The following is a 25,757-nucleotide window of genomic DNA, read 5'->3' on the forward strand; positions in this document are numbered from 1 at the left end:
CAGTAGTTTGTGGCTGATATTTTGCATGACGTAATGGACGGACAATCCGGGTTCAAGACAGCAGAAAACTGCTGAAAATGCAATTTATATTATATTTTTATGGAATAGACATATGGTTCTGAGTATCATGTGGATACCCAAAGACAGCCAGAATACTTTTTTGCTTTCTCCCTTTCTGGATACGGATACGGTGCAGCTGCACATTTATCCTCCGGAAAGTGCGGAGCCTTTTGCCTGGGATGCTGATCTGGTAATTTGGCAGATGCCAGCGGACATCCAGCTGGCAAAGGTACTTGCGGACCGTGTGCGGAGCCTGGCGGGTCGTTGTGATCTTGTTATTCTGGGGGAAACTGCTCAGGAGGAAGACATGTTGCGATGCATGGACAGGGGAGCTGTGGATCTCCTGTTTCTTCCCCTGAGGGCTTCGGATATGACGGCTTTGCTCCGTCGGCACATACAGCGCAGGCAGAAAGAAGGGGAATTCCTCCGTCTGGAGCGGATTTTTCACAGTGCCCCCTGTTATATCACCATTCAGGGCAAAGAATGTAATATCAGGGCGGTAAACAGGAGGTTTGCCCAGGATTTCGGAGTGCGTGCGGGGCTGCCCTGTTATATGGTTTACAGGGATGATCCTCAGGTCCGGTCCGCACCCTGTCCCAATTGCCCCTTAAAAAAAACTATTCAGGACGGGACCATGCATCAGTCAGAAATGCTGATGATCAACCGTAAGGGGGAGGAGGTCAGACTGTTGGTCTGGACAGCCCCCATTTATGATGAGAGCGGTGGTTTTCAGGAAATCATGATGGTGAGTACGGATGTTACCAATTTTCACAGAGAGCGTGAGCACCTTTCCCATCTCGGGTTGATGATCAGTACCCTTTCCCACAGTATCAAAGGACTGCTTACGGGTATGGATGGGGGTATTTATCTCATGAGCTCAGGTTTTTTGAAAAACAGAACCGAGGACATGGAGGAAGGCTTTGAGGCGGTCAAGCACATTACACAGCGTTTGCGAAGTCTTGTTCTGGATATCCTTTTCTATGCAAAGGACAGGCCGGTGGATTGGGAGCGCGTGGATGCCTTGAGTTTTTTTGAGGATGTTTTTCAGACCATGGCTCCGAGAATTCGGGTTCAAGGAATTCACTTCATTCCTTTTTTCGATTCCGGCCTGGATTTTTTCGAGGTGGATACCGGTATTTTCAGAACGGCCCTGATCAATCTTCTGGAGAACGCATTGGATGCCTGTGTAGCTGATGCTGAGAAAGATATGCACCGCATAGAAATGCATGCCCGGGAATCGGATGATGCCAATGATGTGCTCATTGAAATACGGGATAACGGCACCGGTATTGATGAGGAAACCCGCAAGCGTATGTTTACCATCTTTTTTTCCTCCAAAGGGAGGAGCGGTACGGGACTCGGGCTGTTTATCACAAGCAGAATTGTGCATCAGCATGGAGGCGATATCCGTGTTCAGTCCACACCAGGAGAAGGAACCGTTTTTACCCTTCGCATGCCGAAGATTCTGGGGGAAATGGTACGGGGAAAGCGGGAGATCCTTGAGCAGGAGAAGTCCTGAAAAACGTACTTTTTGGAAAAAGAGTCCGAAAATTAAGTCTTTTGGCAGGTATGCATGGCCTGCAGAAAAAACAGAAACGTTTTGCTTTTGTATTTTGGTCCTGCCCTTTGTGTTTTTATGGTATGATGCCAGTTATCTTTTTCTGGAATAATCTTTCTGTTGTTTTCTGTCTCGTGTATCTGGCGGCATTGATGGATGCGGTGAGAAAGGAAAAAGGAAACGGCACCTTTATTTTATCTGTATCCTGCCTGCTGTCTATATTGCCCGGTCTGAGTTTTTTTCTGTTTTGTATCAATAAAACTAATGGCTGATTCTTTTTTGTAAAAGAAAGTTTGATTGGCAAAGGGGGTTTTCTGATCCTTTGGCCTGCAATTTGCTTTTTGATCTACCATCAAGAATGGCGTCTGCAGGCCTGCCAGGGTGGCAGGGCCAGCATTCCAATCCAGCCGGTGGTTAGTAACCACCGTATTTCTGAGGAGATGCGCCGATGATGCAGAATGCAATATCGCAAGCAGCATGGGACTGGCAGACCGGTCGCCGCATAGTGGCGGATCTGGACCAGTGGAAAAAAGAGTATGGCTATGTGGAAGAACCCTTCATGCGTCCTGATGGAGAAGAGGCCGCTGCCATTGTACGAACGGATGAAGCGGAATATTCTGTTATCTGCGGAACGGAGTTGTGGGAAGGTCGTTGGGATAAAATCTGGAAACCTGGCTATGGTACGGACGGACGTTTTTCCTGCCTTGTTTCCGAGCTGGGAGCCTGGTCCGTTGCCGTGGATGACAGGGTGTGGGACGAAAGCTTTGATTTTTTATGGACACCCCTGCAGAGCCGGGATGGCACCCGTATCGGTGCAGCTGTGCAACAGGGGCGGCAGTATGCTGCCGTTCTGGATGGTAACATGTGGGAAAAGACTTTTTTTGCCATTAATGATCTTGCCATGGCATCTGCTGGTGACCAGTTGGCTGCTGTTGTGCAGACCGTGGCCCTGCAGGAGGGGGATATAGAAAAGTTTCAGAGCGGCTGTTTTACGGTTGCTGTGAACGGAGAAGCCTGGAACCAGAACTTTGTGAATCTCTGGGATGTGCGTTTTTCAGAAGATGGCAGGAGGGTTGCCGCTGCCGCCCGGTCAACCCTTTATGATTACACGGTTGTTGTGGATGGCAAAAGCTGGAAGCAGCGTTTTGATGGTGTTTGGGAGCCGCTGTTTCTGAAAGATGGCCGTATAGCTGTCCCCGCCCGTTCCGGAGGCAAATGGCGATTGTGTGTTGACGGAGAGCCTCTGTGGGCGGAAAGTTTTGTGCAGCTCTGGCAGCTGGTGGTCAGTGATGCAGGCGGAAAGATTGCCGGGGTTTGTGCTCCGGAGTTTGGTAAGTGGACTCTGGTGGAAGACGGGAAAGTCTGGAGCCAGCGTTTTGGCGAAATGGTTATGGATCCCGTATTCAGTCCGGATGGCAGGCGGCTGGCATGCACGGGTAAAAACGGTGATATGTGGACCATTGCCTGTGATGATAAGGTATGGGACCAGCGATTTGATCAGATATGGGCACCGGTGTTTTCACCCGACGGGAACCATGTTGGTTGCCGTGCTCGGGATAAGGGACGCTTTGGGGTATATGTAAATGGAAAAACGATGGTGTCCGGACTTGCTTTCGCCTGGGATCCGGTTTTCAGCCCGGATGGTCAGCGTGTTCTGATTCGTGGTGTGGGTAGTGAGGGGGACCTTGCTGGTAAAATTTTCCGGGAAGTTCTTGAGATCGGATAAATGCTGATGAAACGGACAGCCTTCGGGCTTTTTGTTTAAGCACTGTACACAACGTTGGCAGGTGCTAAAAGCCCTTTTCCGGACGTTGATAAAGGAGGATCCATGACCCTGCAAACCTTGTATGCCTTTATTGCCGGCCCTCTGGCTGTTGCGGCAATCATCGGCTTTGTCATTGGCTGCGTATACCGAATTACCATGGCGGTCCGACAGACGGCATCGGACCGGATGGTGATCGAGTATTTTCATCCCCGCTATGCCCTGCGATCCATTCTTCGCTGGCTGACCCCCTTTGCCACGGTGAACATGCGGCGCCATCCGATCATGACAGTGGTGACTTTTGTTTTTCACCTTGGAATGGTGGTGATGCCCTTTTTGATTTTTGCGCACATGATCATGGTGTATGAGGCCTTCGGGCTTTCATGGCCAACCCTTCCGGATGTTTTTGTGGAGTGGGTGAGCTGGGCTGTGCTGCTTGCCCTGCTTTTTTTTATGGGCAGGAGGCTGATTCTGCCGGAAGTGCGCTATCTGACAACGGTTTCGGATTATCTGATTCTCATCCTGATTGCCCTGCCTTTTCTGACGGGTATCTGGGCGTTTAAAGGATGGTGGGCTGCTGAATGGATCACCCTTCTCCACATGCTGTCCGGGGAAATTCTTCTGGTGGCCATTCCCTTTACGCGTTTGGGGCATATGGTTTTATTTTTCATGACTCGTGGTTATATGGGCTCTGAATTCGGCGGTATCCGCCATGCCCGCGACTGGTAAGGGAGGCGTCATGACACAGCAGGCAATACAGGCAACAAAAAATATTGTTGATGAAGGCATTGAGGCGGGCCTTGCCCGTCTGACGCCGGAGCGCATTGAATCCGTGATTATACGGGTACTGAACCGTGAGGCAGGAGCGCGTCTCAGAACCTATGCCCGGACCTGTGTTCATTGCGGTCTCTGCTCCGATGCCTGTCATCATTTTCTTTCCATGAACCGGGATCCTAAATTGTCCCCCGCCGGGAAGGTAAAGCGCACCATCGGTGTGATGATGCAGAAAAAGGGAAAGGTATCAGCGGATTTTATCCGAGAAGCAGCTATGGTTGCATACAGTGAATGCAATCTCTGCAAAAAATGTGTGCTGTACTGCCCCTTCGGTATTGATGTGGGTTACCTTATGACCCTTGTGCGTCGTATCTGTCACCTTCTCGGGGTGGTGCCCAGGTATATGCAGGATACAGCCCATAGCCAGTCCGTGCACTTCAACCAGATGTGGATTAACGGAGACGAATGGGTGGATACCCTTTTCTGGCAGGAAGAAGAGGCCAGGGATGAGGCACCCGATATCCGTATTCCAGTGGATAAGGAGGGGGCAGACATATTTTATTCCGTTATAGGACCGGAACCAAAGTTCCGTGCCCAGCTGATTTATCAGGCAGCCATGATTTTTGAGGCTGCGGGCTCTGACTGGACCATGCCGGGTTCTCCGGGCTGGGATAACTCGGATCTGTGCATGTTCAGCGGTGACAATGAAATGATGGGCCGAATCAAGCGGGCTCATTTTGAAGCAGCTGCCCGCCTGCGGGTAAAAAAGATTGTGATGGGAGAATGTGGCCATGCCTTCCGTTCTGTTTATGATGTGGGCAATCGATGGCTGGGCTTCAAGATGCCGCCAATCCCAGTTATTCATGCGGTTGAATTTTATCATGATCTTGTATGTAATGGAAAAATCCGCATTACCAAAAAATTCAGTCAGCCCGTTACCCTGCATGACCCCTGCAATATAGCAAGGGGAATGGGCCTTTATGAAAAGGCCCGAGAGCTGGCCCATGCTCTCTGTGATACGGTTGTGGAGATGACACCCAACCGTGAACACAACATCTGCTGTAATGCAGGTGGAGGTATCATTAACTGCGGGCCTCCTTTCAAGGATAAACGTGTGGAATCCAACTCTGTGAAAGCCAGGCAGCTGTTTGATGCCAAAGCTCTGGGGGCAGAGGTGATCATTGCACCCTGTCACAACTGTCATGGAGGGCTGGAAGATATTATTCACCATTATGGTGTGGAGATGGATCTGAAGTTTTTCGGTGATATTATCTATGAAGTCATGGAGAAGCCAGAATGAGCCGCAAAGGAGTGTTTATGTTAAAAAAATCCGTCGCCTTTCTGTCTGTAGTCGGGGTCCTGGCCTGTATTGTCTTTTCCATGAATGCCTTTTCCGGTATAGATGAAGGTACTGTGACCGATCCCGCATTTGAGCGAAAAACCCGTGGGGCTGTTTTCTTTGATCATGATATGCATATGGATGCGCCAGGTGTCATGGATTGTGCCACCTGCCATCATTACTATGAAGACGGTGAACTGGTGGAGTTTGAGTCGTCCGAAGGATTGAGCTGTTCTGAATGTCATATGGGCGATGGCGGTAATACTTTGCCTCTTATTGAAGCCTATCATCAGCAGTGCCGCAGCTGCCATATTGAGCAAAAAGCCGGCCCTGTAACCTGCGCGGGCTGCCATCAGGCTCCCTGATTCAGGCCGGATGTTGTGCTCATGGCACGGCATCCAGCCTGAGGTCGGCCTTTGTTCCGGAGCTGGCCGGAAATTATCCGGTGCAATCCCATCCCTGGAGGAGATAATTATGCGCAAAAAAATCATGGTAGTGGATGATGATCCTATTATTCGCAAGTACCTGATGAACGTATTTAATGATAATGGGTATGAGGCTTGTGGTGCCGCTTCGGGGCCAGAGGCCTCAGAGATTCTGGAAAGGGAAATGCCGGATCTTATCACTCTGGATCTTGAAATGCCTGATGAGTGGGGGCCACGTTTTTACCGGCGCATGACCAAAAATCCTGCCTTTGCCAATATCCCTGTAATTGTGATTTCCGGTATGCAGAGCCGCCATCTTTCCATCAATAAGGCCATCGCTTATCTGGATAAGCCTTTTGATCCGGAAAAGCTGATTGGCATTATCAAAAATACCATAGGTTGAACTTTCCCTTCGGGAATATTTGTCAGATTGCATAAAAAAAACCAAGGACAGACCGTAAACGGGCTGCCCTTGGTTTTTTTATGAATGCATGAAAGGGGCTATACCCGTTGTGCGCCTGCTTCGATGACCGGCAGGCGTATGTGGGGTTTCAGAAGCTGCCAGCAGAGCAGGCATGTACCGCCACTGAATGTGGCCATTAAACCTATAGTCCGGATTTTATCAGCCCAGTCCAGTGATATGAAGGCCATGGCAAGGGCTCCCATGACAAAGTAGATGAAGATCAGAATGGAGGATGCGCTGCCCGCATCCACATCCACCTGCTCCAGGGCAATATTATTGGATGGAGGGCGGCTCAGTCCGATGCAGAAGGTTATGAAAGCCATGGGCAGGGCCATTTTTGCAGGCCCGGACAAGGGCAGAAAGAGAATCCCCAGGCCGCCGAGCAGCATGCCGGAAAAACCTATGGTGATAAGGCGCATACCGCCCATACGAGGGGCGAGTTTGGAGCAGCAGAAGGACCCGATCATAAAGCAGAGGGCATTACCGCCAAAAAGGAAGCCAAAGGTGCTTTCTGAGAGGCCCATGGCCGTAATATAGATATAGGAAGAGCCGCCGATGAAACTGAAGAGCGGTAGTCCCACAAGGGAGATGACCAGAACAAGAGAGATGAATCGGCGGTTTTTGAGAACACCGATGTATCGTTGAAGGAAAGAGCTTGGTGTCTGATCGTTTCTTTTGAGCGATTCCTCCATCATGAGAACACCGCCAAGGGAGATGATGCCGAGGACTCCTTGCAGAATAAAAATCCATGGCCATGAAAACCGCATCATGAGCAGGCCTCCGATTACGGGAGCGATCATGGGAGCCATCGCGGTGATGATGGCAACGTGCGCCATAACCTGCTCTCTTTTCAGGCCCGGTATGCGGTCTTTGATAATGGCAAGGGCTATGGCGGACGCGGCTGCTGCACCGGATGCCTGAAGTACGCGGTAAAGAATCAGGTGATAAATGGATGGGGCAGTGGCGCAGAGGAAGCAGGCAATTACATAAATGATAATGCCGACCATAAGGGGCGGTTTGCGGCCGAACCTGTCGGAAAGGGGGCCGTAAACCAGCAAAAAGAAACAGTATGTGACAAAAAAGCCCACAAGGGTGAGGTTGACTGTGCTGAGGGGCTGATTCCACTGGCGTTGCAGCGTGGGAAGAGCCGGAAGATACATGTCTGTGGCAAGGGGAGGAAACGCCGATAGAAGGGCAATGAGAGCGATCAGATGGCCCATGGTGTTTTTTTTCATGGCAGTGGCCCCATGAAGTTTCGGATTCCGGTGAAAATTATCTGGGCAGCGATGGAAGCAACGAAGAGTCCGGTGAGCTTGGTGAGTATGGAGAGGCCAAGGCGGCCGATGATGCGCTCAACACCACCTGCACACCACAGAAGAGCGCCTACGGAAAGGGCAGCGGCGGTTAGGGAGAGGCAGGCCATAAGCTTGTCGCTAAGACTCTGATACCCCGTACCCATAACAAGGAGGGCGCCTATGGTGCCGGGCCCTACGGTAATGGGGATAGCAAGGGGAACAACGGAAAAGTCACCTTCCGTACCCGGGAGCGAGGGACCGGGAGCGGGTCCGCGAACCAGGCTGACGGCGGAAAGAAAAAGAATGGCCCCTGCACCGATGCGGAAAGCATCGATAGTAATACCAAAGATCTGAAAGATGTAATGGCCGAAGAAAAAAAGAATAAAAGAGGCAATCAGCACGGCAATGGTGATTTTGCAAGCAATTTTACGGCGTTCTCCATTTGCCATGCCGGCGGTCATGGAAAGAAAAACGGATAAAACAAAAAAAGGGGTGAGAAGGAGAAATATTTTCAGGTAAAGGTTGATGAAATTTTGTAGCATGAAAACTCCAATGGCAGGTGCAGCCTTTGTATCCGGCTTCTTGCAGGTCCAACTTCTTGTATCCGGTAAGGATCTGAGTGGGAAGGGGATAGTTGTTTCGTGGCGATTATGCGGACGGTTTTTTGCTGTTTGGGCAGGATTGTCCACAAGGACGAGAATAAAAAAGACAGAAGGGCAGTCTTCCATTTTTATCCGTATGGAAAAGTCGCTGCCCTTCTGCCGGATGATCAGGCAATAATTTTTTCCAGTTTTTCTGCAATGGCTTCAGCGGTGAAGGGTTTCACAACATAGTTGGAAACTCCGGCTTGTACAGCTTCAATCACATTCTGTTTCTGGGCTTCTGCTGTTACCATCAGGAAGGGAATATTTTTATAGGCAGGGTCAGAACGAACCTTTTTGAGGAGTTCCAGGCCGGTCATTTTGGGCATGTTCCAGTCTGATATGATGAGATCAAAACTGTTTTTGGAAAGCGCCTCCAGGGCTGTCGTACCATCATCCGCTTCGGTGATGTTGGTAAACCCCAGTTGCTTGAGAATGTTTTTAAGGATGCGTCGCATGGTGGCAAAGTCGTCCACCACAAGGATTTTAATTGAAACATCCATTATTGGAGAGCCCTCCTGATTGGTGCGCATTTTTCATCAACAGAGAAAACGCCGCATGGGTGATTTTGATTTTATGGGGCAGAAAGACCGGTACATGGGTTGTATGTCGATTCTGGATAACCTGCAATCTGCTTGTAAATAATTATAGTAAGTATCCTTTTTTGGCAAGCTTCTTTAGATGTCTGTGTATGGATTGGTGGTACAGCACCGGTCTGTCTGGTTTGGTAGCGGATTTGTTTTCTGTATTGCGGTAAAAAAAAAAGCAACGGAAGCCCGAAGGTTCTTCCGTTGCTTTGTCAGTGGCTCAAAGTGGGCGAGCCATAAAGGCAGGTAAATAGTAATGACGGGCTCACTTTTTTTGTGAGGTGAAAGATATGGCAGTATGGCAGGTATTCGAGATCTGATAACATATCTGTATCATAGGCATTGCTGCTTCGATGATACTCTTTTAGTAAGGCTTTTGTATGCAAAGGTACATCCAAAACAAAAAGAATCAATATAGTGTTTTTTAGGGTTTTGCAATGTTTTTTTGCTTAAAGAGGGTTATTTTATTTTTCTATCTGTTGGAAAAAGTGTCGTACTGAATTAGGTCTCCTTGCATCACAAGATGGAGGTGTTTTTTTGTATCAGAAGGCCTGTTGATTTGAAAAAAAGTTCCATATCCCAGCCCTTAACTGGGCGTGGAGGGTAAAGAGTACCCGGTTTTGCAGGAAAGCTCATGCTCCCCATGGCTGGCCTGTGAAGTCAGCGGTCACGGATTTTCTGATTGTGGAAAGGTCTGAAAAAAGCCATTGACAGTTTTTGCCCCCTAATGTACAAGACCTCCGGTAGTGTCGGGAAGTGGCTCAGTCTGGTAGAGCACAGCGTTCGGGACGCTGGGGTCGCTGGTTCGAATCCAGTCTTCCCGACCATTCCAGTTATGAATGAAAGCCCTGCAGTTTTTGCAGGGCTTTTTTTTATGTAAGAAAGTGAATCGAAAAATTGGTATGGGCAGTTCGGCAGGTGGGTGTACTGGCAGTGCAGCCTTTGACCGGCCAGAGCCTGGTACGGGAAACAAGTTCCGGGTTTATTTTTCATAATGGTGGTTTTTTTGAAAAAAGGAATGGACCCATGCAGCTAAATTTGAATCCTTGCCCGGTGGGAGTCACGTTAGCTCTGATTTCTGATAAATGGAAAATCTACATTATCCATGAACTGCAGGGTGGTCCCCGGCGACCGGGTGAAATGCGAAGGTTGCTGAAAGGAATATCTCAGAAGGTTTTAACGGAAAATCTGCGATCTATGGAAAAGGATGGGTTGCTGATAAGGGCGGTATGCGGGGAAGTACCTCCGAGGGTAGAGTACTCCTTGACGGAACTGGGAGGGAGTCTCTCCCCGGGTTTGGAAGCTATGTTTGACTGGGGAAGTGAGTATCTTCAGAGGTAGTTATTTATAAGATCGAAACGCACTCGACAAAGTATCTTCAGTTTCAGATATGATTATAACGATCAGGCATTTTTATCTACGTTGAGTGGGAAAGAACTTCTGAGTAACTTCAAAAGTTACTTTATGACAAAACGTCGTAAAACGGCATGGTTTGCTTTTTGGTGCATTGTTTGGTTTGGAAACCGCGTATCAGCAGGTGACGGCGCCTTGACATGGAAGCGGTCAGTATACTGTTCGCCAGCTCCCATGCCCAGTTTATTTCAATTTGTATTTTCTGGGGCCTTCCTCAAAGCTGTAAGTCTCAATTTCTTCCACATCCACATAGAAAATTTCGAAAACCGGATTGTCCGGACTCGTATACATTTTTTTAATAAACGGGTATTCCTCCATTGCACGGGCTTTCAGTGTAATATCATCAACGAAATAAGCTTTACCACTCACGGATAATACAGGCGAAAAGTCTTTTGAATATGAGCAGAAGGATACAAAGGGATTGCGCTGTATCTGGGCGTATACCGGTTTGTCATTGGTTGTTCCAAAATAGACTTTGTTGTCATCAGAGAAAAGATATTGAAAAACCCTCGTTCTGGGTCTGTTGCCATCCAGAGTAGCGAGTACACCGTAGGTATTATCCTTCAGAATCTTATTGAAATCAATCATGCCAGTCTCCATGTTTTATTGGTGTCAATGGCCATTAACAATTGGGCTTCCGCTGGTTGTGAACTGTGAATTCCTGCTCATATTTGAGTTTATTGTTTTACGAAAGAGCTGTAAAGCAGGCACTTTTCTGTACTATAGTAACGCGCAGGTAATTATAACCGGAAGAAAATTCCACAGAATGATTCCATGATGCTTCTTTGAAAGGGTTTTCGGGCTGATTTTTTGTGAGCTGATGCATACGGACGCGAAGCATACTTTTATCAAAGCTGCTGCTGGGAAAGGGCAATAAAGTTAGTGGGGAGACGTGTTATTTCCATCGGCTCAGAATTTCTTCCATTTTCCCGTCCTGTTTCATTCTCCCCAGGGCATCAGCAATGTTTTTTGCTGTATCGTAAGGGAAGTGAAGGCCAGCGGCTATGTAGACACGGGTAATGTCACCTATGGCTATCCCCTCCTGCAGATTTTGTGTGTTCTGACCAATTTGCCGCCAGTTATGCAGGGCAATAAAATCAGAATCCGCCATGGCATCAAGTCTTTTGTACAATAGTTTTTGCGCGTTGATTTCTGCATTGCGCGTTTCATCGAGTCGAACAATGCCCTGTTGCTGCAGAAGGGGAATAATGGCGTGGCCCCGGACAACCCCAATGTTGAGCTCTCTGGCTTCGTCAATGGAGTTTATGGGGTTTTTTCTTTCATAGGAGTAGAAGCGGAACTGAGTCTGGACCAGTTCGCCTACCCATTTGAAGGTATCTTCCCGTTGACGAGAGCGTGAAAATGGAATGATTGCATTCACTTCACTGCCTGGCTGTTGCACGAGCATCTGAGCACGGACCCAGGGAACATCCATTCGAAAAATAAAATCCGGAGCACCATAAGCTGTTGCCTCTTTGAGGATTTCAACTGTAATACCAACAGGTTCTCCATCCACAACTCCGCATAAAGGCATAGCGTCCAGTCCATACACCACAACAGTCTGTGCGAAACTTCCCGATATGAGCATCCATTGGCTCAGTAAAAATACCATTACTACAGTGGTTTTCATTTTCATACAAATCTCCTGATGGAAAGTTGTCAGGGCAGATGTGGAGGATTAGAGAAGTTTTATCAGATTAATGGAGACAGCGGATTGTGTCAACCCGGACTAAGTGAGCTTTTCGATGGCATCGTTTGGGCGGGTTTTTGTTGCGACCAGTCTGCCAGGATTCGAGGGTTTTAATGGCACTTTGGCCGTATTTCATCCGGTAGCCCAGGCGCAGCATCAGCTTTTGTCCGGCATGCATCATCATTCACCAAGAGAATGCCTTCGTTGTCCGTGGGGAGCTGCCCTCTTTGTGCGGTAAGGGAGAGAGCCGATCCGGCATGAATGGCAGGGAGAAGGATATGAAATGTAGTGCCTTTCTCCATCTCGCTGTCAATCTTGATATCTCCACCGTGATCCATGACGATGTCTTGGACGGTGGATAGCCCAAGTCCGGAGCCTTCATCACTGTTTTTGGTGGTGAAATATGGGTCAAAAACTTTATCCAGTATATCAGGTGCAATTCCACAGCCCGAATCTGTAATGGAAATTTTGATGTAGCTGCCCGGATTGATGCCATGGTAACTCCCTGAAGCCATATCCTCAATACGGATGTCCTGCAGGCTGACCATCAGCATCCCACCCTTGTCTTTCATGGAATGGCAGGCATTGGTACATAGGTTCATGAGAAGGCGGTGTATATGGATTTCATTGGCAAAAATGGGAAGGATGTCTGCTTGGATTGTTTTTCTGATTGCAATATTGGCGGGAAGGGTGGCTTGGATGAGTTGTAAGACCTCATCCACGGTTCTGGTGACATTTACCGGTCCTTTTTCCGGGTGGCACTGTTGACTGAACATCAGAATTTGATGGATAAGATCCTTTGCGCGGAGGCTTGCTTGAGAAATTTGATATATGTATCTGTTAATGTTTGATTCCGGCGGAGCAGCACCTAGGGCCAGCTCGGAAAATCCTAAAATGGCACTGAGGATATTATTGAAGTCGTGGGCGATGCCGCTAGCCAGTGTCCCCATAGATTCCAGTTGCTGAGACTTGTGCCTTTGTGCTTGCATTTTACGGTACTGTTTTTCCGCTGCTTTGCGTTCGGAAATATCCTTAACAAAAGAAACGCTATAGAGCCTGTTGCTGAATTGAAATAAATTTCCGGTAATTTCTACGGGGATTTCTGTCCCGTCTTTTTTGCGATGAACGCTTTCAAAATTGATTTGGCCCTCATGCTGGAGTCGGAGCCATAGCTCATAACTCTCTTGGTGGGATTTTTCATGGTCAATGTCCAGAATGTGCATCCGGCAGAGTTCTTCCTTTGTATAGCCGAGACACTGACAGGCATATTCGTTTACATTATCGATATATCCCCCATCTTTATTCAGAAAGATACCTAAAGAAGCTTTCTCAAAAATAAAGCCGGTTAGGTCCAGCTGTTCTTCCTTGTGTGTTCGTTCCGAGATATCTTTAGTAAATGCAAGTGCATATACATGGCCTTCAAAGTTGATCCGGTTGGCGGCCACTTCGACGGGGAGGCAATGGCCGTTTTTTTTGCGGTGCATGGTTTCCATGATGACGGCACCATCCTTGTATATTTTTTGCCAGATGTGAATCCATCGTTCCGGATTCATGTCCGGATCAATGTCAAAAATAGATATGCTCAGCAGTTCTTCTTCTGAATAGCCAAGCAAATCAGAGGTTTTTTGGTTTGCATAAAGAATGTGGCCGCTTTGATTGAATCGATAAACGCAGACCGGTGCATGATGCAGACAGAGTTGGTCCAGACGACTGTCCTCATTGCAGGTGGCTGTGGCGTTGTCCCGTGAACTCACCATCTTATCCTCATATTTTACTGAGCCAGTGTCTTTATCCATAAGGGGGCAGCCTGCTTGCCTTCCTCCACATTTGTAGGGATTGAAAATACCATAGTCGTTTTTACTCCGATAGTCAAAAAGCCTCGAAAGAAGAGGCGAGAAATGGTTATCACCAGAAATTTTTTTTAGCCTGTAATCCCTGCCAGTGGAGCCTGGTAAGGGGGTGGGGGAGAAGACGGGAATAATCCGTAACCATCATAAGGATGGCGGCTGCCGGAGAAGCCAAAAGCGTCGACAACTGCGAAGGGGTGAAGTTTAACCGAAAGTTTCGGAAGTCATGCAGGCTGCAGGTTCGGAGAACAAGTCGTCGGCAGACAGGCATGTGGTATCAGGTACCCATGGAAACAGGCTTTTGGTGCAAAAGGCTGTTAGCGGAGCAGGCGGGAAATAAATGCGTAGATTGCTGGAAACGGATAGGGGCACATTCCCCTCCGTGGAAGAAACGGAGCGGACAGGCGAAGAGGCCTTGAAAGAAGAAGCGAAGCATAAGGAATGGCGGATGGGATGGTACAGCCTGTATGATCCTCTTCTGCATGAAAGGCGTTGAGGAAGGTGTTCATCAGTAAAATGAAGTCTGCCAATGGAGCTCCGGGAACAGACGGGCAGTTCTGCAAAGACTTTACCCTCGGGATGAAAGAGAATATTCACAGGATGCCGAAGGATCTGAAGGGGAAAAGCTATCAGCCCGAGCCGTGCGAAGCGGGTTGGCCTGATGGAGGTGCCCGGAGGGGGCTGAATCCGCTGCTGTGCGATTGCGCCACTGATTCAAGGTTGCAAATGGCAAAAACTGTGGGATCTATGATGGCATGGATACGAAGGCATCTGCCGGCTCACTCATTGGGCCATACCTAATAAATGGTATGAAAAAACAGGCTTATCCCTGATGAATCAGGCAGAAACAGTAAGGCTTTCTGTGTAAAAAGAAGATAAAGATGGACATGATCGAGGGTGCGAGGCCCGTACGCATGGTTCTGTGAGAGGGATAGTGCAGAAATGATCACTTTTACACTACCCCTACTCGATTAATGGCAATAAGACAGTTTAGGTCAGCATACGGTATGGAGGATAATGGTTTCCTCGCGGCCCGGGCCGACAGAAATAATTGAGACAGGAACGCCGGCAAGGGCTTCGATCCGCTGCAGATACTGCTTGGCAGTTTCGGGGAGGGCATCGTAGTCAAGAATACCGGATATATCCTCTTCCCATCCGGGCAGAATTTCGTAAATGGGTACGCAGCGCTCCAGTTCTTTCAAAGAGGTTGGAACGTAGCGAATCTGCTTGCCATCAAGGGTGTAGCCTGTGCATATCTTAAGCTCTGGCAGAGAGCCGAGCACATCAAGCTTGGTGATCACAAGACCCGTAAGACCATTCAGGCGTGCAGCATTGTTGATGATGACCATATCCAGCCATCCACAGCGTCTGGTCCGGCCCGTGGTGGCACCGAATTCTGCACCTTTTTCCTGAATGAACTTTCCGGTGTCATCAAGAAGTTCTGTGGGGAAGGGACCCGCACCGACGCGTGTTGTATAGGCTTTTACAATACCAAGGACATCAGTGATGCGGCCGGGGCCTACTCCGGATCCGGCGCATGCATTGCCGGAAACAGTATTGGATGAAGTGACAAAGGGATAGGTCCCGTGGTCAATGTCCAGATGGGTTCCTTGCGCGCCTTCAAACAGTATGGACTCTCCCTTGTCCATGCGCTCTTCGAGTTCAACGGGTACGTTGGCAATGTAGGGTGCAAGGCGGCGGGCATAGTCTGTATACTCTTTATGGATGCTTTCTTCGGTTAGGGCATCTGCACCGAAAAAGCTGGTGAGCATGTGGTTTTTTTCTCTGATATTAAGGCTGAGGCGATCGGTAAACTCCTCGGGATCCAGCAGTTCCACAAAACGGATACCTCGGCGGGATGCTTTGTCTTCGTAGCAGGGGCCTATGCCGCGGCCTGTAGTTCCGATTTTCTTTTTACCGTCACTGATCTCCCGTGCATTGTCGAGGGCTTTGTGGTAAGGAAAAATCACGTGGGCTTTTTCACTGATACGGAGGTTATGCGGGCCGATGTCCACGCCTTTTCCTGTGAGGTAGTCAATCTCCTCCAGTAATACGGAAGGATCCACTACAACTCCGTTGGCTATGTAGCATGTTTTGCCCTGAAGGATGCCGGAAGGAACCAGATGGCTGACAAATTTTTCTCCAGCTACAACCATGGTGTGGCCTGCATTGTTGCCTCCCTGAAAGCGTACAACGCTGTCGGCATGCTCCGAGAGAAGATCAACGATTTTTCCTTTACCTTCATCTCCCCACTGGGTTCCTACTATTACAATATTGCCCACGTCTGACTCCTTACTTTATCCGGAGAAAATCCAGAAAAAACCGGAACACCGGTGAAGCGGTTCCGGTCGAATAGGGTTTTTAACCTTTATGTTTCAATGAGAAACAGGTTTACGCCTGCTTTCTTTTGGCTTCTTTTGCAATTGATCTTTTGCTGCGGAAAAAATTCTGAATTTTTTCTCTGCATAGGGGTTCAAGAACACCGGACTGCACTCTGATCTGATGGTTCAACCGTCTGTCGGTGGCAAGGTCGTATAAAGACCCGGCGGCACCCCATTTGATATCGGCAGCTCCGTAGATGAGGCGGTCTATGCGGGCATGAATAATAGCTCCCATGCACATGGGGCAGGGCTCTATGGTAACATAGATACTGCTACCCGACAGCCTGTAATTGCCCAGGTTTTCTGCTGCTTTCCGGAGGGCAAGGATTTCGGCATGGGCCGTAGGGTCACAGTTGCTGATGGTCCGGTTCCAGGCTGTGGCAAGCACAGTTCCAGAATTATGAACAATCACTGCACCTATCGGAACTTCATTCATTTGTCCAGCCTTTTCCGCAGCCCCAAGGGCAAGCTTCATGTAGTCTTCATCTTTCATAAAAAAAGTGTATACACAGATTTTCCATTTGACAAGCTGTAAGGCTTACTCTATAAAGCCTTTCAGTTTTGAGCGCCCGTAGCTCAGCTGGATAGAGTACCGGACTACGAATCCGTAGGTCGCACGTTCGAATCGTGCCGGGCGCGCCATAAAAAGTAAGGGTTTACAGCATAGAGCTGTAAGCCTTTTTTTATTTGTATTTAATTTATCCCAGTTTTTGAACTGATGCAGAGGGAAAAGAGGGGAATAATTTTTGAGCCGTAGTGCTACCATCTAGTCTTTTTCAGCATTCTCGAAAATACTTCTGTTCTTCTTGAAATCCTATTCCTCGTTCTCATTGCCTTCACCTTATAAAAAATGTATCTGAACACCATAAGAGCAGATACTACTTCCCATAACACATCTTTTTAAATGGGCACCTGTCTTATTGTCGGCGTATGCCGCTCACTGCCCTGATATGGTCATGGCCCTTTCAGTCCAGTACAGACGAAATCAGAGTTTAGAAAAATGAGAATAAAAAAAGAAAATATCTTTAGAGCCGCGGTAAGGGATGAGAAGGTTCATATTCCCCTTTACACTGAATCTGTCAGTGCTGGCTTTCCCTCTCCAGCCCAGGATTATGTGGAACGCAGCCTGGATCTGAATGAGCTTTGCATCCGCAATGCGGTTGCTACATTTTTTGTCCGGGTGTCCGGGGATTCCATGGAAGATGGCGGTATCCGCTCCGGTGACATTCTGATCGTGGACAGATCCATAGAGCCAAAACACAAAGATATTGTCATAGCGATTGTGGATGGGGAGTTTACGGTAAAGTGCTTCCATTCAGAGCCTGATGTAAGTCTTGTTCCCCTGAACAGCAGCTATCCTGTCCTTTATTTTTCTGAAGAATCAGAGCTGGAACTTTTCGGAGTTGTGACCTTTGTTATTCATTCTGTCAGAAACAGATAAGGATACCCGGCATGGCAGGAGATCAATATTTTGCACTGGTGGACTGCAATAATTTCTATGCCAGTTGTGAGAAACTTTTCAGACCGGATCTGAAAAATACTCCTGTTGTGGTTCTTTCCAACAACGATGGCTGTGTTGTGGCAAGAAGCCCGGAAGCCAAAGCCTTGGATATTCCCATGGGCGTTCCGGCATTCCAGATACAGCATCTTGTGAAAAAACATGGCATAATCGTATTTTCGTCCAATTATGCCCTGTATGCGGATCTGTCACACAGGGTCATGCAGGCCATAGAATCCTGCTGGCCTGATATGGAAATCTATTCCATAGACGAGGCCTTCCTTACCTTCAGCTCAAATCCTCTGCCGGGCCTCTCCATGGAGGGGCTGGCAGAGAAGGTTCAGAAACGGGTTTTGATGTGGACAGGCCTTCGGGTGAGTATCGGTGTGGCCCGCACCAAAACGCTGGCTAAGATTGCCAACTATGCGGCTAAAAAATATCCGGCAACCAAAGGGGTTGTGGTTCTCGAAGAGCAGGACCGAATAGACAGGCTCCTTGCTCTTGTGTCGGTGGGCGAGGTCTGGGGAGTTGGCCGTCGTACTCAGGAAAAACTGTGCAGAATGAATGTCCGGACTGCTTTTGATCTTAAATGTGCCAACATTTTGAATATTAAGAGGTTTTTTAATATAAAAATTGGGCAAACCGTAGAGGAGCTGAATGGGTCACCCTGTTTCACTCTGGAGCAGACACCTGGCCTGAAAAAGCAGATGATCTGTTCAAGAAGTTTTGGAGAGCGCATTAAGCGGAAAGACGATATGGAAAAGGCAGTCAGCTCTTTTTGTGTCTATGTTGCAGAAAGACTGAGGTCTGAAAAACTTTTGGCCGGCCGTGTGGATCTTTTTATCCGTACCAGCTGTTTTAATAAAGACAAGACCTCATATGCCAATTCCTGCGGTATCAACTTGGATTTTCCTTCAGACGATACTTTTTATCTGGTCGGTTTGACCTGTCGGCTGCTTGACTGTATCTGGAAAGAGGGAAAGGCGTACAGTAAGGCAGGGGTTGTGCTGTCAGTATTGACACCCGGAGAAGGAGGCCGACAGATGCAGCTTTTTGAAAGTAGCCTGATCCGTCCTCAGCATGAGAAAGTCATAGAGATTATGGACAGGATTAACAGGGAAAAAAAAGGAAAGGTCCTGATCGCATCGCAAGGCCTGGGCCAGAACCCCTGGAAGATGAAGCAGTCCCATGTTTCTCCGAACTATACGTTGGACTGGCGTGCAATTCCCATCATTCGGTGCTGAACCTCCACCTCGTGTCTGATTTGAATGAATAGATATTTGTCGTAGCCACGAAGCTCCATCCGATTCTTTTTGGGTGGAATGACAGACTCCAACCCTGACTTTCCGCCTGGGCAACAATGCCATTTGTGTTGTTATCCCCTCGGTCAGCCAAAAGGCACTGAGCGGCAAATCCTTTGATCGAAACAACTGCCTGCGTCTTATCAACTGTTGTACCTTTTGTAATAATAACCCTGAACGGCATGCCATGCCCATTCACGGCCAGATGCAATTTTGTGTTGAGCACCCTTTTGTGTGATTCCTGTCTTGATTCCCGCTTCTCGCTCCTGCTGCATGCTGGTGAATCTTGCAATGGCTGGCATAGATTATCAGCCATTCATAATTTGGCTCATCTGTCAAGGTCGCCAGCAGTCTTTCCCATACGCCTTTGTCTCTTCAGGGAATAAACAACGGTGGGTATTGCTCCATCCGCCATAAGCGGGGATGAGATATCGCCATGGAACACCTGTGCGCGTAATTCAAAAACCGTATTGATGAACTGTCGACAGTCTCGCACAATGCCGTCCCAAGTCACTTTTTTACCTGGCAAACGAGGTTTCCAGACTTCCTCTCAAATGTCGTGGCGCCTTGTGTGCTGGTCTAGTCAAATCAGCCTCCTTTTGAGTCCTTGTCTTGACTGAGTATGGCACAAAAAAACAGTTTGGGTAATCTCGTGACTACCTTATCTGGGGGAGGCAGGTTTTTTGTGTGCGGAGTCTGTAAAGTATTCTTTTATCATAGGTCATTGAGTGTTAAGTTGTACAGTTTTATGACACATGAGGTGTCGTGGCTATTTTATACAGAACGGGCAGGTATTGTGATCATATTTTCGGATCAGTGGTGGTATCATTTTGAGGAGTCCTGGCATATCAAGGCTCCTCTCGCAAAGGTGTGGGAAGGGATGGTGCACGTGGAAGACTGGCCGCTTTGGTGGGATGGGCTGATTTCTTCCTCTTCTCCGGATACCTTACCTGTGAATGTGAACGGTAAGCGCTATGATACGCGGTGGAGAGGGTCTTTGCCTTACAGTCTTGATGTGGGGGCCATACTCCGTGAAGTCTGCCCGAATGTTTTGATTCGAGCAGATATCCATGGAGATATTCATGGTGTCTGTACCTGTCGCGTTCAGGAAAATGGACGAGGAACCCATGTTTTATTTTGTCTGCATGTTCGAACTGCCCGTCCATTGCTGACACTTCTGTCTCCTTTTTTAAAAAGGTATTTCAGTGATAACCATAAAGGCATCATGGTAAAAGGAAAGCTGGGGTTTACCCGTTATCTGGCAGAAAGGTCTGGTCGGTGAGGTCTTTTGTGCGGAATGTATATCTGCTTTTTTTCTTTATTTGGGGTGCAGCTGTTATCGGAACGGCAGTGGCTGATCCTGTAGGCAGAATGATGGAGTCTTTTGATGCCCTGACCACGTATACAGCCCTGCTGGAGTCGGAAGGTAAAGACGGGCGTAAGCGCATTTATTATGCCTACCAGAAGCCTGGTTTTATCCGGATGGATTTTGTGGAGCCCCACAAAGGAGCTCGTTTGATTTATGTGCCGGATGAAAAGCGAGTTTATCTTCGTCCTTTTTCAAACCGGCTGATTCACTTACGGCTTTCTCCTGATAACAGGCTGATTACAGATCCCGAAGGTCATACGGTGGATCAGTCGGATATTGGTTCTTTGCTTCGGACTGTAAAAAAAGATGCCGACGAAGGCCTGGTAACGTCGTTGCCTCCGGAACTTGTGGAAGGGCTATTTTGTGCCGGGGTTGTCGTTGAAACGGAGGGAACTGTCTGGATTTTATGGGTGCATCCCGATCTGGGCCTGCCTGTCAAAGTGGAAAAGTACCTTGATAATGGAGAAGATGAAATTGTTTTTCTCCACAATCTTGCTGTGGATGAACTGCTTGACAACTCAATTTTTATTCCCTGACACAAGGGGCTCATGCCAGACCTCGACCGCATCACCGTGTACTGATGGGTGCTTGCCTCATTGGAATAGGCAGGTTGCCTAATGGCATATGTGTTCTCTCTGGCTGCGTTTGTCCCCAGCCTCTGTTTCTGCTGTTTTTGTTGAGCGGATACATGAAAAATCATAGTTCCTGTTCTGTTTTTCCACCATCAGAAATAAACCACTGCCATTCCGGAGGGAGATTCGCTTGTCGTCGGGAACAGCGGCATCTGTCTTTGTATTATGTTAAACAGCTATAGTGCCAGCCCCTTTCATAAATTAGTGGCAGAGGCTCATTAGCGGACGGCTAAAGATTGTTATTTAACAAGGTTTTTTTCAGGGTTTTTTTCCTTTTCGCTTATCACTTAAAACAGGGCAAAAAACAGCCCAAAACCCGCATGAATATTGACTTTCAGGCAACAAAAAAGGCCTCCCTAAGGAGACCTTGAATGTTATGTGGCGGAAGTGCATGTCATTACAAGACGTTTTTATTTTCCTGTTTTTAATGAATAAAAAACATGGGGTCTGGTCTGACTACATGCTGACCACATATTATGGGGTTTAATCTTTAGTCACTTGCGCATGTATAATCCCCGCTGTTTTCCGCTATGGCGTGCCGCTGTTCTTTGTTGCGCATACCGAAGCGTTTTATCTTGCTTTATGATTTCTGCTGCCTGAGGGACTGAACAAAGGCCTCATGGTGGACTTCCGGACTGAGTACGCTTACCGTCCGGAGGATATTGTTCACGGAAACCACCATATTCTGATGGAGCTGGCTCAGGGTGTTTAAGCTTGCCAGCATATCATTCACTTCCCGCACAAGGTGCCTTGCCAGAAGAATCTGGTCTTCATGGCCATAGTTGATGGCCACGGGAGCGGCAGACCCATAGCGGCCCGTTTTGCGGATGGCGGGGAGAACTTCTGATGCCACCCAGTTGGTGAACTCTTCAGCGGTGGGTTTGTTGGAGCGGAAGGCCAGTTTGTACAGGGCGGGTTCATTAATAATGATAAGCTGCTGCTCACCGCCGCCCCGGTTGTCTTCGGAAGAAGGGGTCAGGAAATTCCTGAGTCCTTTCCATTCATCGGGTATAGAGGCAAGCGTTTGTTTCCCCGTCCATGAGATCCCTAGTGCTTCACATACATCTTTAGCGACAAACCAGATCTCTCCGTTTTCAGAAAGGGTTCTGATTGTACAGTTTTGAAAAATAAAATTGGTGGTGGGCAGGTTGTTTTCCATGACAGGCTCCTTGGCTAAAAAAATGAAGGAATCCGCCATCTCTGAATGCTAAAACAGGGGTGGCGGAGCTATATGGGTTAGCATTACCGGGCCAAGGCAACCGGTGCTTCCGAAGAAGCCCACATATAGCTCCGCCATAAGGGTGTGCGAGGACACAAAAAATGCGCCTGCATCTTTTTATGGTGGCGCTACACGCCTTGACTTTCGGGATGCTAAACCCGGCTACGGTTTTTTACCGCAGCATGGAAACCATACCATGCAGGAAGTGAAAGTCAAGGTTGAAAAAAGATTGCGCATGTGCTTGGATAAAGGCAAATATTTAAAGAAGGGGATTCATTGTGGGCAAAAAAGCAAACCCTGCAGCGGTTTTGATTGCTTTATTTTTTGCGTTTGTTATTTTTTCGGGAATCATAATGGAAGGGCTGCTCATCATTGTATTGATAGGCGGTGGCGTTGCGGCCTTCTTTTTTTATAACAAAAAAAAGGAGGTTACTCCCCAAGATGCAGATCCTTTTTCTGGATACACCCAAAGCGAACCCACAAGAAGCTATCAGCCTCCGAAAATAACCAGATACTGGGATGATGTGCACCACGACATCCCCGTGGACAGCCTCCTTAATATTGTGTACGTGAACGGGAAGGACGAGAAGACCAGTAGGGATGTGGAGATACGATATTACGATGGCGGCTGCTACCTCCAGGGACACTGCCACCTGAGGAGTGCCTACAGAACCTTTCGCATCGACAGAATACAGGAATGTTTTGATGTGGAAACCTTTGAAACCGTAACGGACATCCCCGGACACCTACGCAGCAAATACGAAAAGTCCCCCAAAAGGATACTGGAAAAGTTTTATGACGATGAAAAAAACACCCTCAAGATCCTATACTATGTGAGCAAGGCGGATGGACAAACAAGGAGGGAAGAGAGGATTATCTTAGCGTCAGCTATAGATGAGTTGCTGTGGCCCACGGCCTTGCCTCCGGACCTGATTGATAAGTTTATAAACAAAATAGAACTCGTTTCAGTGCATGGATTTAAGCTTGCTGTCGGCAAATTAAAAAACGAAAACCCTGACAGGCTGTCTATGGTTTTTGATTATGCGGGAAGAATTGTCGCTACACAAAAAAGCATCCACCCAAACGAAAAAGAGGCTTTGGAATATATAGATAAAAAAATAAAAGAGACGAAAAAATAGCCGAGGTAAAATAAAAGGGGTCAGACCCCTTTTATTTTTTCCGCAGCATGAAAACGATACCCAGCCCGGAATGGAATGTCAAGATGCTGTTGCGGATAGTAAAAAATTAAGGCTGATGTATGTTTGGGATTGTCAGATAGGGATGGGGGGAGTATGAAAAAAGAATCTGTTTTACAAATTGCAGTGGCAGTATAACTCCTACCTCCGTATATTCGGCAAACATAAGAGGAGGCAGCAATGGTAAGTCAAATCAAAAAAGCATTTGTTTTTTTTGGTATTATCGGTGTTTTGCCCTTGCTGTTCACAGCACATTCTTCAGGCAATGCTGTGGATGGTGCGGTACGTCAGGGGCAGCAGACCTATTATTGTGAGGTTTACAACAGCACAACCATACGGGCGCATATTGTTTTTGTTGAATACATGTACCAGCATCAGGGTCAATGGTTCAGCATGTCAAGAAGCTGTGATCCGAATTCGGGTAGCGGCTGTGAAATCAGTCCCGGCGGCAGCCTTTTGCACAATTCGAATATCCGGCTTCACCAGTACCCCATATCCCATTGCCGGGCGCATTTAGGCGGTGGGCGGTGGTAGCAAAAAGATGCTCCTTTTTTGCAAATCAAGTCTTTTCATTTCTGGATAATGAAAAAGGGCTAGGCTCCATTACGCTGTGTCTTGCACTAAAAGGTTGCATAAGATGGTATGGTTGGTTATGGAATGAACATTGTTTTAGCTGGTGACTATATAGGATAGAAAAGAGTTAGGAAGGCCCTGACCCTTTGGAAATAACAATATGAAAAATGGACTGCTCATTTTGGGTTGTCAGATTTGAAGGGATTCTTATGGATTTAATAGATAAAATCAAGGATATTGCAAGCAGAATACCGAAGCAAATAGAGCATATTCAAACAGAGGAGGCAACAAAAAATGCTTTTGTTATGCCTTTTATAAATGCTCTCGGTTATGATGTTTTTAATCCTTTGGAAGTGCTTCCTGAATTTACATCGGATGTTGGTACAAAAAAAGGTGAAAAAGTTGACTATGCTATAAAAAAAGACAATAAAATTATCATGTTAATTGAATGTAAATGGCGAGGATGTGACCTTGATAAAGAGCATGTATCACAACTATACCGATATTTTTCGGTAACTGAAAGTCGCTTTGGCATTGTAACGAACGGGCTTATATATCGTTTTTATTCTGATATTGAAGAAAAGAATAAAATGGATATGAAGCCTTTTTTTGAGTTTAATATCTTGAATTTTGAAGATCATCAGATTGAAGAGCTGAAGAAATTTACAAAACCTTCTTTTGATTTAGATTATATTCTGACAACAGCAAGTGCCTTAAAGTACACGGGTTCCATAAAGCGAATTTTTGCAGAAGAGCTGGCAAACCCTTCAGATGAATTTGTAAGATTTTTTACAGCGCAAGTTTATTCTGGTGTAAAAACCCAGGCTGTGGTCGGACAGTTCACTAAGATTGTGAAAGATGCGCTTAACCAATTTATCCGTGAAAGAATCAATGACCGTTTAAAATCTGCTTTGAATGATGTGCAGGATCAAAGAAGTGATGAAAATGTTAAAGATTCTCAAGAGCCAGAAGTTCCAGAAGATGGCATAGTTACAACGGAAGAAGAAATAGAGGGTTTTCATGTAGTAAAGGCAATTGTGCGCGATGTGATTGATGTTAACAGGGTCGTTATGCGTGATACAAAAAGTTACTGTGGTATTTTACTTGACGATAATAATAGGAAGCCAATTTGCCGCTTACATTTTAATTCGTTATCTAAAAAATACATTGGTATTTTTAAGCAAAAAATAGAAACACGACATTTCGTTAACGAGATATCAGAGATATACAATTTCGCAGATCAGATTAAGCTCACCATTGCTGAATATACTGGGGCAGAAATAAACAAAAAAGAAGCAGCTGCAGTTGAAGAAAAGGAAGCATGAGTAAAATATGAGTAAAATGATAAAAGGGGGCAAAAGTCATTAAAAGGGGTCTGCCCCCTTTTCTTTTGCTTTTCTTACGTGAAGGAAGGTGCTTATCATGGCAAAAGCCTGTTTTCAGTGTGGCGGTACCGGCAAAGTCCATCGAAGCTCCATGCCCCACAGTCCGGGATGCATCTTTTGCACGAGGTGCGTTGGCTGCAACGGGACAGGAGCGATCCCCGACAACGCGAGCCAATGCCCCAAGTGCCATGGACAAGGCCGATACCACGACAGCCCCATGCCGCACAGCCCGGATTGTATCTTTTGCACCCGGTGCGGCACCTGCAATCGCAAGGGGTGGCTCTGATACTGGTGGCACGGCTGAAAGATAAAAGGGGTCAGCCCCCTTTTCTTTTGAGCTTTCCCCTTC

The 25,757-nt window shown here is 47.3% G+C and carries 24 protein-coding genes and 2 tRNA genes; 17 read left to right on the forward strand and 9 right to left on the reverse strand.

The features are described from left to right. Positions 1-112: 112 nt before the first annotated feature. The 6 genes from OOT00_RS06470 to divK all read left to right on the forward strand — a co-directional run bounded on the left by OOT00_RS06470 (position 113) and on the right by divK (position 6,321). Complete coding sequence (locus OOT00_RS06470; protein ID WP_265424498.1) at positions 113-1,579, forward strand: PAS domain-containing sensor histidine kinase; 1,467 nt, start codon at positions 113-115, stop codon at positions 1,577-1,579. A gap of 487 nt (positions 1,580-2,066) precedes the next feature. Beyond that, positions 2,067-3,344 (forward strand): electron transfer complex subunit TmcD, encoded by a 1,278-nt coding sequence (tmcD, locus tag OOT00_RS06475; protein WP_265424499.1) that lies wholly within the window; start codon positions 2,067-2,069, stop codon positions 3,342-3,344. 102 nt (positions 3,345-3,446) lie between these two features. Beyond that, positions 3,447-4,109, forward strand: a complete 663-nt coding sequence (gene tmcC, locus OOT00_RS06480) for a TmcC family electron transfer complex membrane anchor subunit (protein WP_265424500.1) — start codon at positions 3,447-3,449, stop codon at positions 4,107-4,109. A gap of 10 nt (positions 4,110-4,119) precedes the next feature. Continuing rightward, positions 4,120-5,454, forward strand: coding sequence for an electron transfer complex ferredoxin TmcB (tmcB, locus tag OOT00_RS06485; protein WP_265424501.1), 1,335 nt, complete (start codon positions 4,120-4,122; stop codon positions 5,452-5,454). Positions 5,455-5,471: 17 nt separating this feature from the next. Further along, positions 5,472-5,858: an acidic tetraheme cytochrome c3 TmcA gene (tmcA, locus tag OOT00_RS06490; protein WP_265424502.1), complete on the forward strand. Its 387-nt coding sequence runs from the start codon at positions 5,472-5,474 to the stop codon at positions 5,856-5,858. Positions 5,859-5,967: 109 nt separating this feature from the next. Continuing rightward, positions 5,968-6,321 carry a DVU0259 family response regulator domain-containing protein gene (divK, locus tag OOT00_RS06495; RefSeq protein WP_265424503.1) on the forward strand — a complete coding sequence of 118 codons (354 nt, stop codon included), beginning with the start codon at positions 5,968-5,970 and terminating at the stop codon, positions 6,319-6,321. Between the two features lie 98 nt (positions 6,322-6,419). Here divK and OOT00_RS06500 read toward each other — a convergent pair whose 3' ends face one another. From OOT00_RS06500 to OOT00_RS06510, 3 genes are all read right to left on the reverse strand, one after another. Then, a complete protein-coding gene (locus OOT00_RS06500) occupies positions 6,420-7,616 on the reverse strand; it encodes a multidrug effflux MFS transporter (RefSeq protein WP_265424504.1) in 1,197 nt (398 codons plus the stop codon). Next, positions 7,613-8,218 carry a MarC family protein gene (locus tag OOT00_RS06505; protein ID WP_265424505.1) on the reverse strand — a complete coding sequence of 202 codons (606 nt, stop codon included), beginning with the start codon at positions 8,216-8,218 and terminating at the stop codon, positions 7,613-7,615. Before OOT00_RS06505 ends, OOT00_RS06500 begins: the two co-directional genes overlap by 4 nt. Positions 8,219-8,445: 227 nt before the next feature. After that, positions 8,446-8,820: a chemotaxis response regulator CheY gene (locus OOT00_RS06510; protein ID WP_265424506.1), complete on the reverse strand. Its 375-nt coding sequence runs from the start codon at positions 8,818-8,820 to the stop codon at positions 8,446-8,448. 834 nt (positions 8,821-9,654) lie between these two features. Here OOT00_RS06510 and OOT00_RS06515 point away from each other — a divergent pair. Both OOT00_RS06515 and OOT00_RS16405 read left to right on the forward strand, forming a co-directional pair. Continuing rightward, positions 9,655-9,731: transfer RNA gene (locus tag OOT00_RS06515), tRNA-Pro, on the forward strand. 199 nt (positions 9,732-9,930) lie between these two features. After that, positions 9,931-10,245, forward strand: coding sequence for a winged helix-turn-helix transcriptional regulator (locus tag OOT00_RS16405; protein WP_265424507.1), 315 nt, complete (start codon positions 9,931-9,933; stop codon positions 10,243-10,245). A gap of 255 nt (positions 10,246-10,500) precedes the next feature. Here OOT00_RS16405 and OOT00_RS06525 read toward each other — a convergent pair whose 3' ends face one another. The 3 genes from OOT00_RS06525 to OOT00_RS06535 all read right to left on the reverse strand — a co-directional run bounded on the left by OOT00_RS06525 (position 10,501) and on the right by OOT00_RS06535 (position 13,803). After that, positions 10,501-10,905, reverse strand: a complete 405-nt coding sequence (locus tag OOT00_RS06525; protein WP_265424508.1) for a pyridoxamine 5'-phosphate oxidase family protein — start codon at positions 10,903-10,905, stop codon at positions 10,501-10,503. A 307-nt stretch (positions 10,906-11,212) separates the two neighbouring features. Next, positions 11,213-11,953, reverse strand: a complete 741-nt coding sequence (locus tag OOT00_RS06530) for a substrate-binding periplasmic protein (protein ID WP_265424509.1) — start codon at positions 11,951-11,953, stop codon at positions 11,213-11,215. 164 nt (positions 11,954-12,117) lie between these two features. After that, entirely contained in the window at positions 12,118-13,803 is a 1,686-nt protein-coding gene (locus OOT00_RS06535; protein WP_265424510.1) for a PAS domain-containing sensor histidine kinase, read from the reverse strand. A 391-nt stretch (positions 13,804-14,194) separates the two neighbouring features. On the opposite strand from OOT00_RS06535, the gene OOT00_RS06540 reads away from it, so the two are divergent. Then, entirely contained in the window at positions 14,195-14,350 is a 156-nt protein-coding gene (locus OOT00_RS06540) for a hypothetical protein (RefSeq protein WP_265424511.1), read from the forward strand. Positions 14,351-14,849: 499 nt separating this feature from the next. Here OOT00_RS06540 and OOT00_RS06545 read toward each other — a convergent pair whose 3' ends face one another. Further along, complete coding sequence (locus OOT00_RS06545) at positions 14,850-16,136, reverse strand: adenylosuccinate synthase (RefSeq protein WP_265424512.1); 1,287 nt, start codon at positions 16,134-16,136, stop codon at positions 14,850-14,852. A gap of 109 nt (positions 16,137-16,245) precedes the next feature. After that, positions 16,246-16,728 carry a tRNA adenosine(34) deaminase TadA gene (tadA, locus tag OOT00_RS06550; RefSeq protein WP_265424513.1) on the reverse strand — a complete coding sequence of 161 codons (483 nt, stop codon included), beginning with the start codon at positions 16,726-16,728 and terminating at the stop codon, positions 16,246-16,248. A gap of 72 nt (positions 16,729-16,800) precedes the next feature. Between tadA and OOT00_RS06555 the strand changes: the two genes are divergently transcribed. The 5 genes from OOT00_RS06555 to OOT00_RS06575 all read left to right on the forward strand — a co-directional run bounded on the left by OOT00_RS06555 (position 16,801) and on the right by OOT00_RS06575 (position 20,939). Continuing rightward, positions 16,801-16,877: transfer RNA gene (locus OOT00_RS06555), tRNA-Arg, on the forward strand. A gap of 358 nt (positions 16,878-17,235) precedes the next feature. Then, positions 17,236-17,676: a translesion error-prone DNA polymerase V autoproteolytic subunit gene (umuD, locus tag OOT00_RS06560; protein WP_265424514.1), complete on the forward strand. Its 441-nt coding sequence runs from the start codon at positions 17,236-17,238 to the stop codon at positions 17,674-17,676. An 11-nt stretch (positions 17,677-17,687) separates the two neighbouring features. Beyond that, positions 17,688-18,977 carry a Y-family DNA polymerase gene (locus OOT00_RS06565; RefSeq protein ID WP_265424515.1) on the forward strand — a complete coding sequence of 430 codons (1,290 nt, stop codon included), beginning with the start codon at positions 17,688-17,690 and terminating at the stop codon, positions 18,975-18,977. An 853-nt stretch (positions 18,978-19,830) separates the two neighbouring features. Beyond that, positions 19,831-20,316 carry an SRPBCC family protein gene (locus tag OOT00_RS06570; RefSeq protein ID WP_265424516.1) on the forward strand — a complete coding sequence of 162 codons (486 nt, stop codon included), beginning with the start codon at positions 19,831-19,833 and terminating at the stop codon, positions 20,314-20,316. A gap of 68 nt (positions 20,317-20,384) precedes the next feature. After that, entirely contained in the window at positions 20,385-20,939 is a 555-nt protein-coding gene (locus tag OOT00_RS06575) for a hypothetical protein (RefSeq protein ID WP_265424517.1), read from the forward strand. A 676-nt stretch (positions 20,940-21,615) separates the two neighbouring features. On the opposite strand, the gene OOT00_RS06580 is transcribed toward OOT00_RS06575, so the two are convergent. Continuing rightward, entirely contained in the window at positions 21,616-22,194 is a 579-nt protein-coding gene (locus OOT00_RS06580) for a BRO-N domain-containing protein (RefSeq protein ID WP_265424518.1), read from the reverse strand. A gap of 338 nt (positions 22,195-22,532) precedes the next feature. On the opposite strand from OOT00_RS06580, the gene OOT00_RS06585 reads away from it, so the two are divergent. The 3 genes from OOT00_RS06585 to OOT00_RS06595 all read left to right on the forward strand — a co-directional run bounded on the left by OOT00_RS06585 (position 22,533) and on the right by OOT00_RS06595 (position 25,348). Beyond that, positions 22,533-23,393, forward strand: a complete 861-nt coding sequence (locus tag OOT00_RS06585; protein ID WP_265424519.1) for a helix-turn-helix transcriptional regulator — start codon at positions 22,533-22,535, stop codon at positions 23,391-23,393. 237 nt (positions 23,394-23,630) lie between these two features. After that, positions 23,631-23,984: a hypothetical protein gene (locus OOT00_RS06590; protein WP_265424520.1), complete on the forward strand. Its 354-nt coding sequence runs from the start codon at positions 23,631-23,633 to the stop codon at positions 23,982-23,984. A gap of 248 nt (positions 23,985-24,232) precedes the next feature. Then, entirely contained in the window at positions 24,233-25,348 is a 1,116-nt protein-coding gene (locus OOT00_RS06595; protein ID WP_265424521.1) for a type I restriction endonuclease, read from the forward strand. Positions 25,349-25,757: the final 409 nt, after the last annotated feature.

It is taken from the genome of Desulfobotulus pelophilus (assembly GCF_026155325.1).
Lineage (GTDB): Bacteria > Desulfobacterota > Desulfobacteria > Desulfobacterales > ASO4-4 > Desulfobotulus > Desulfobotulus pelophilus.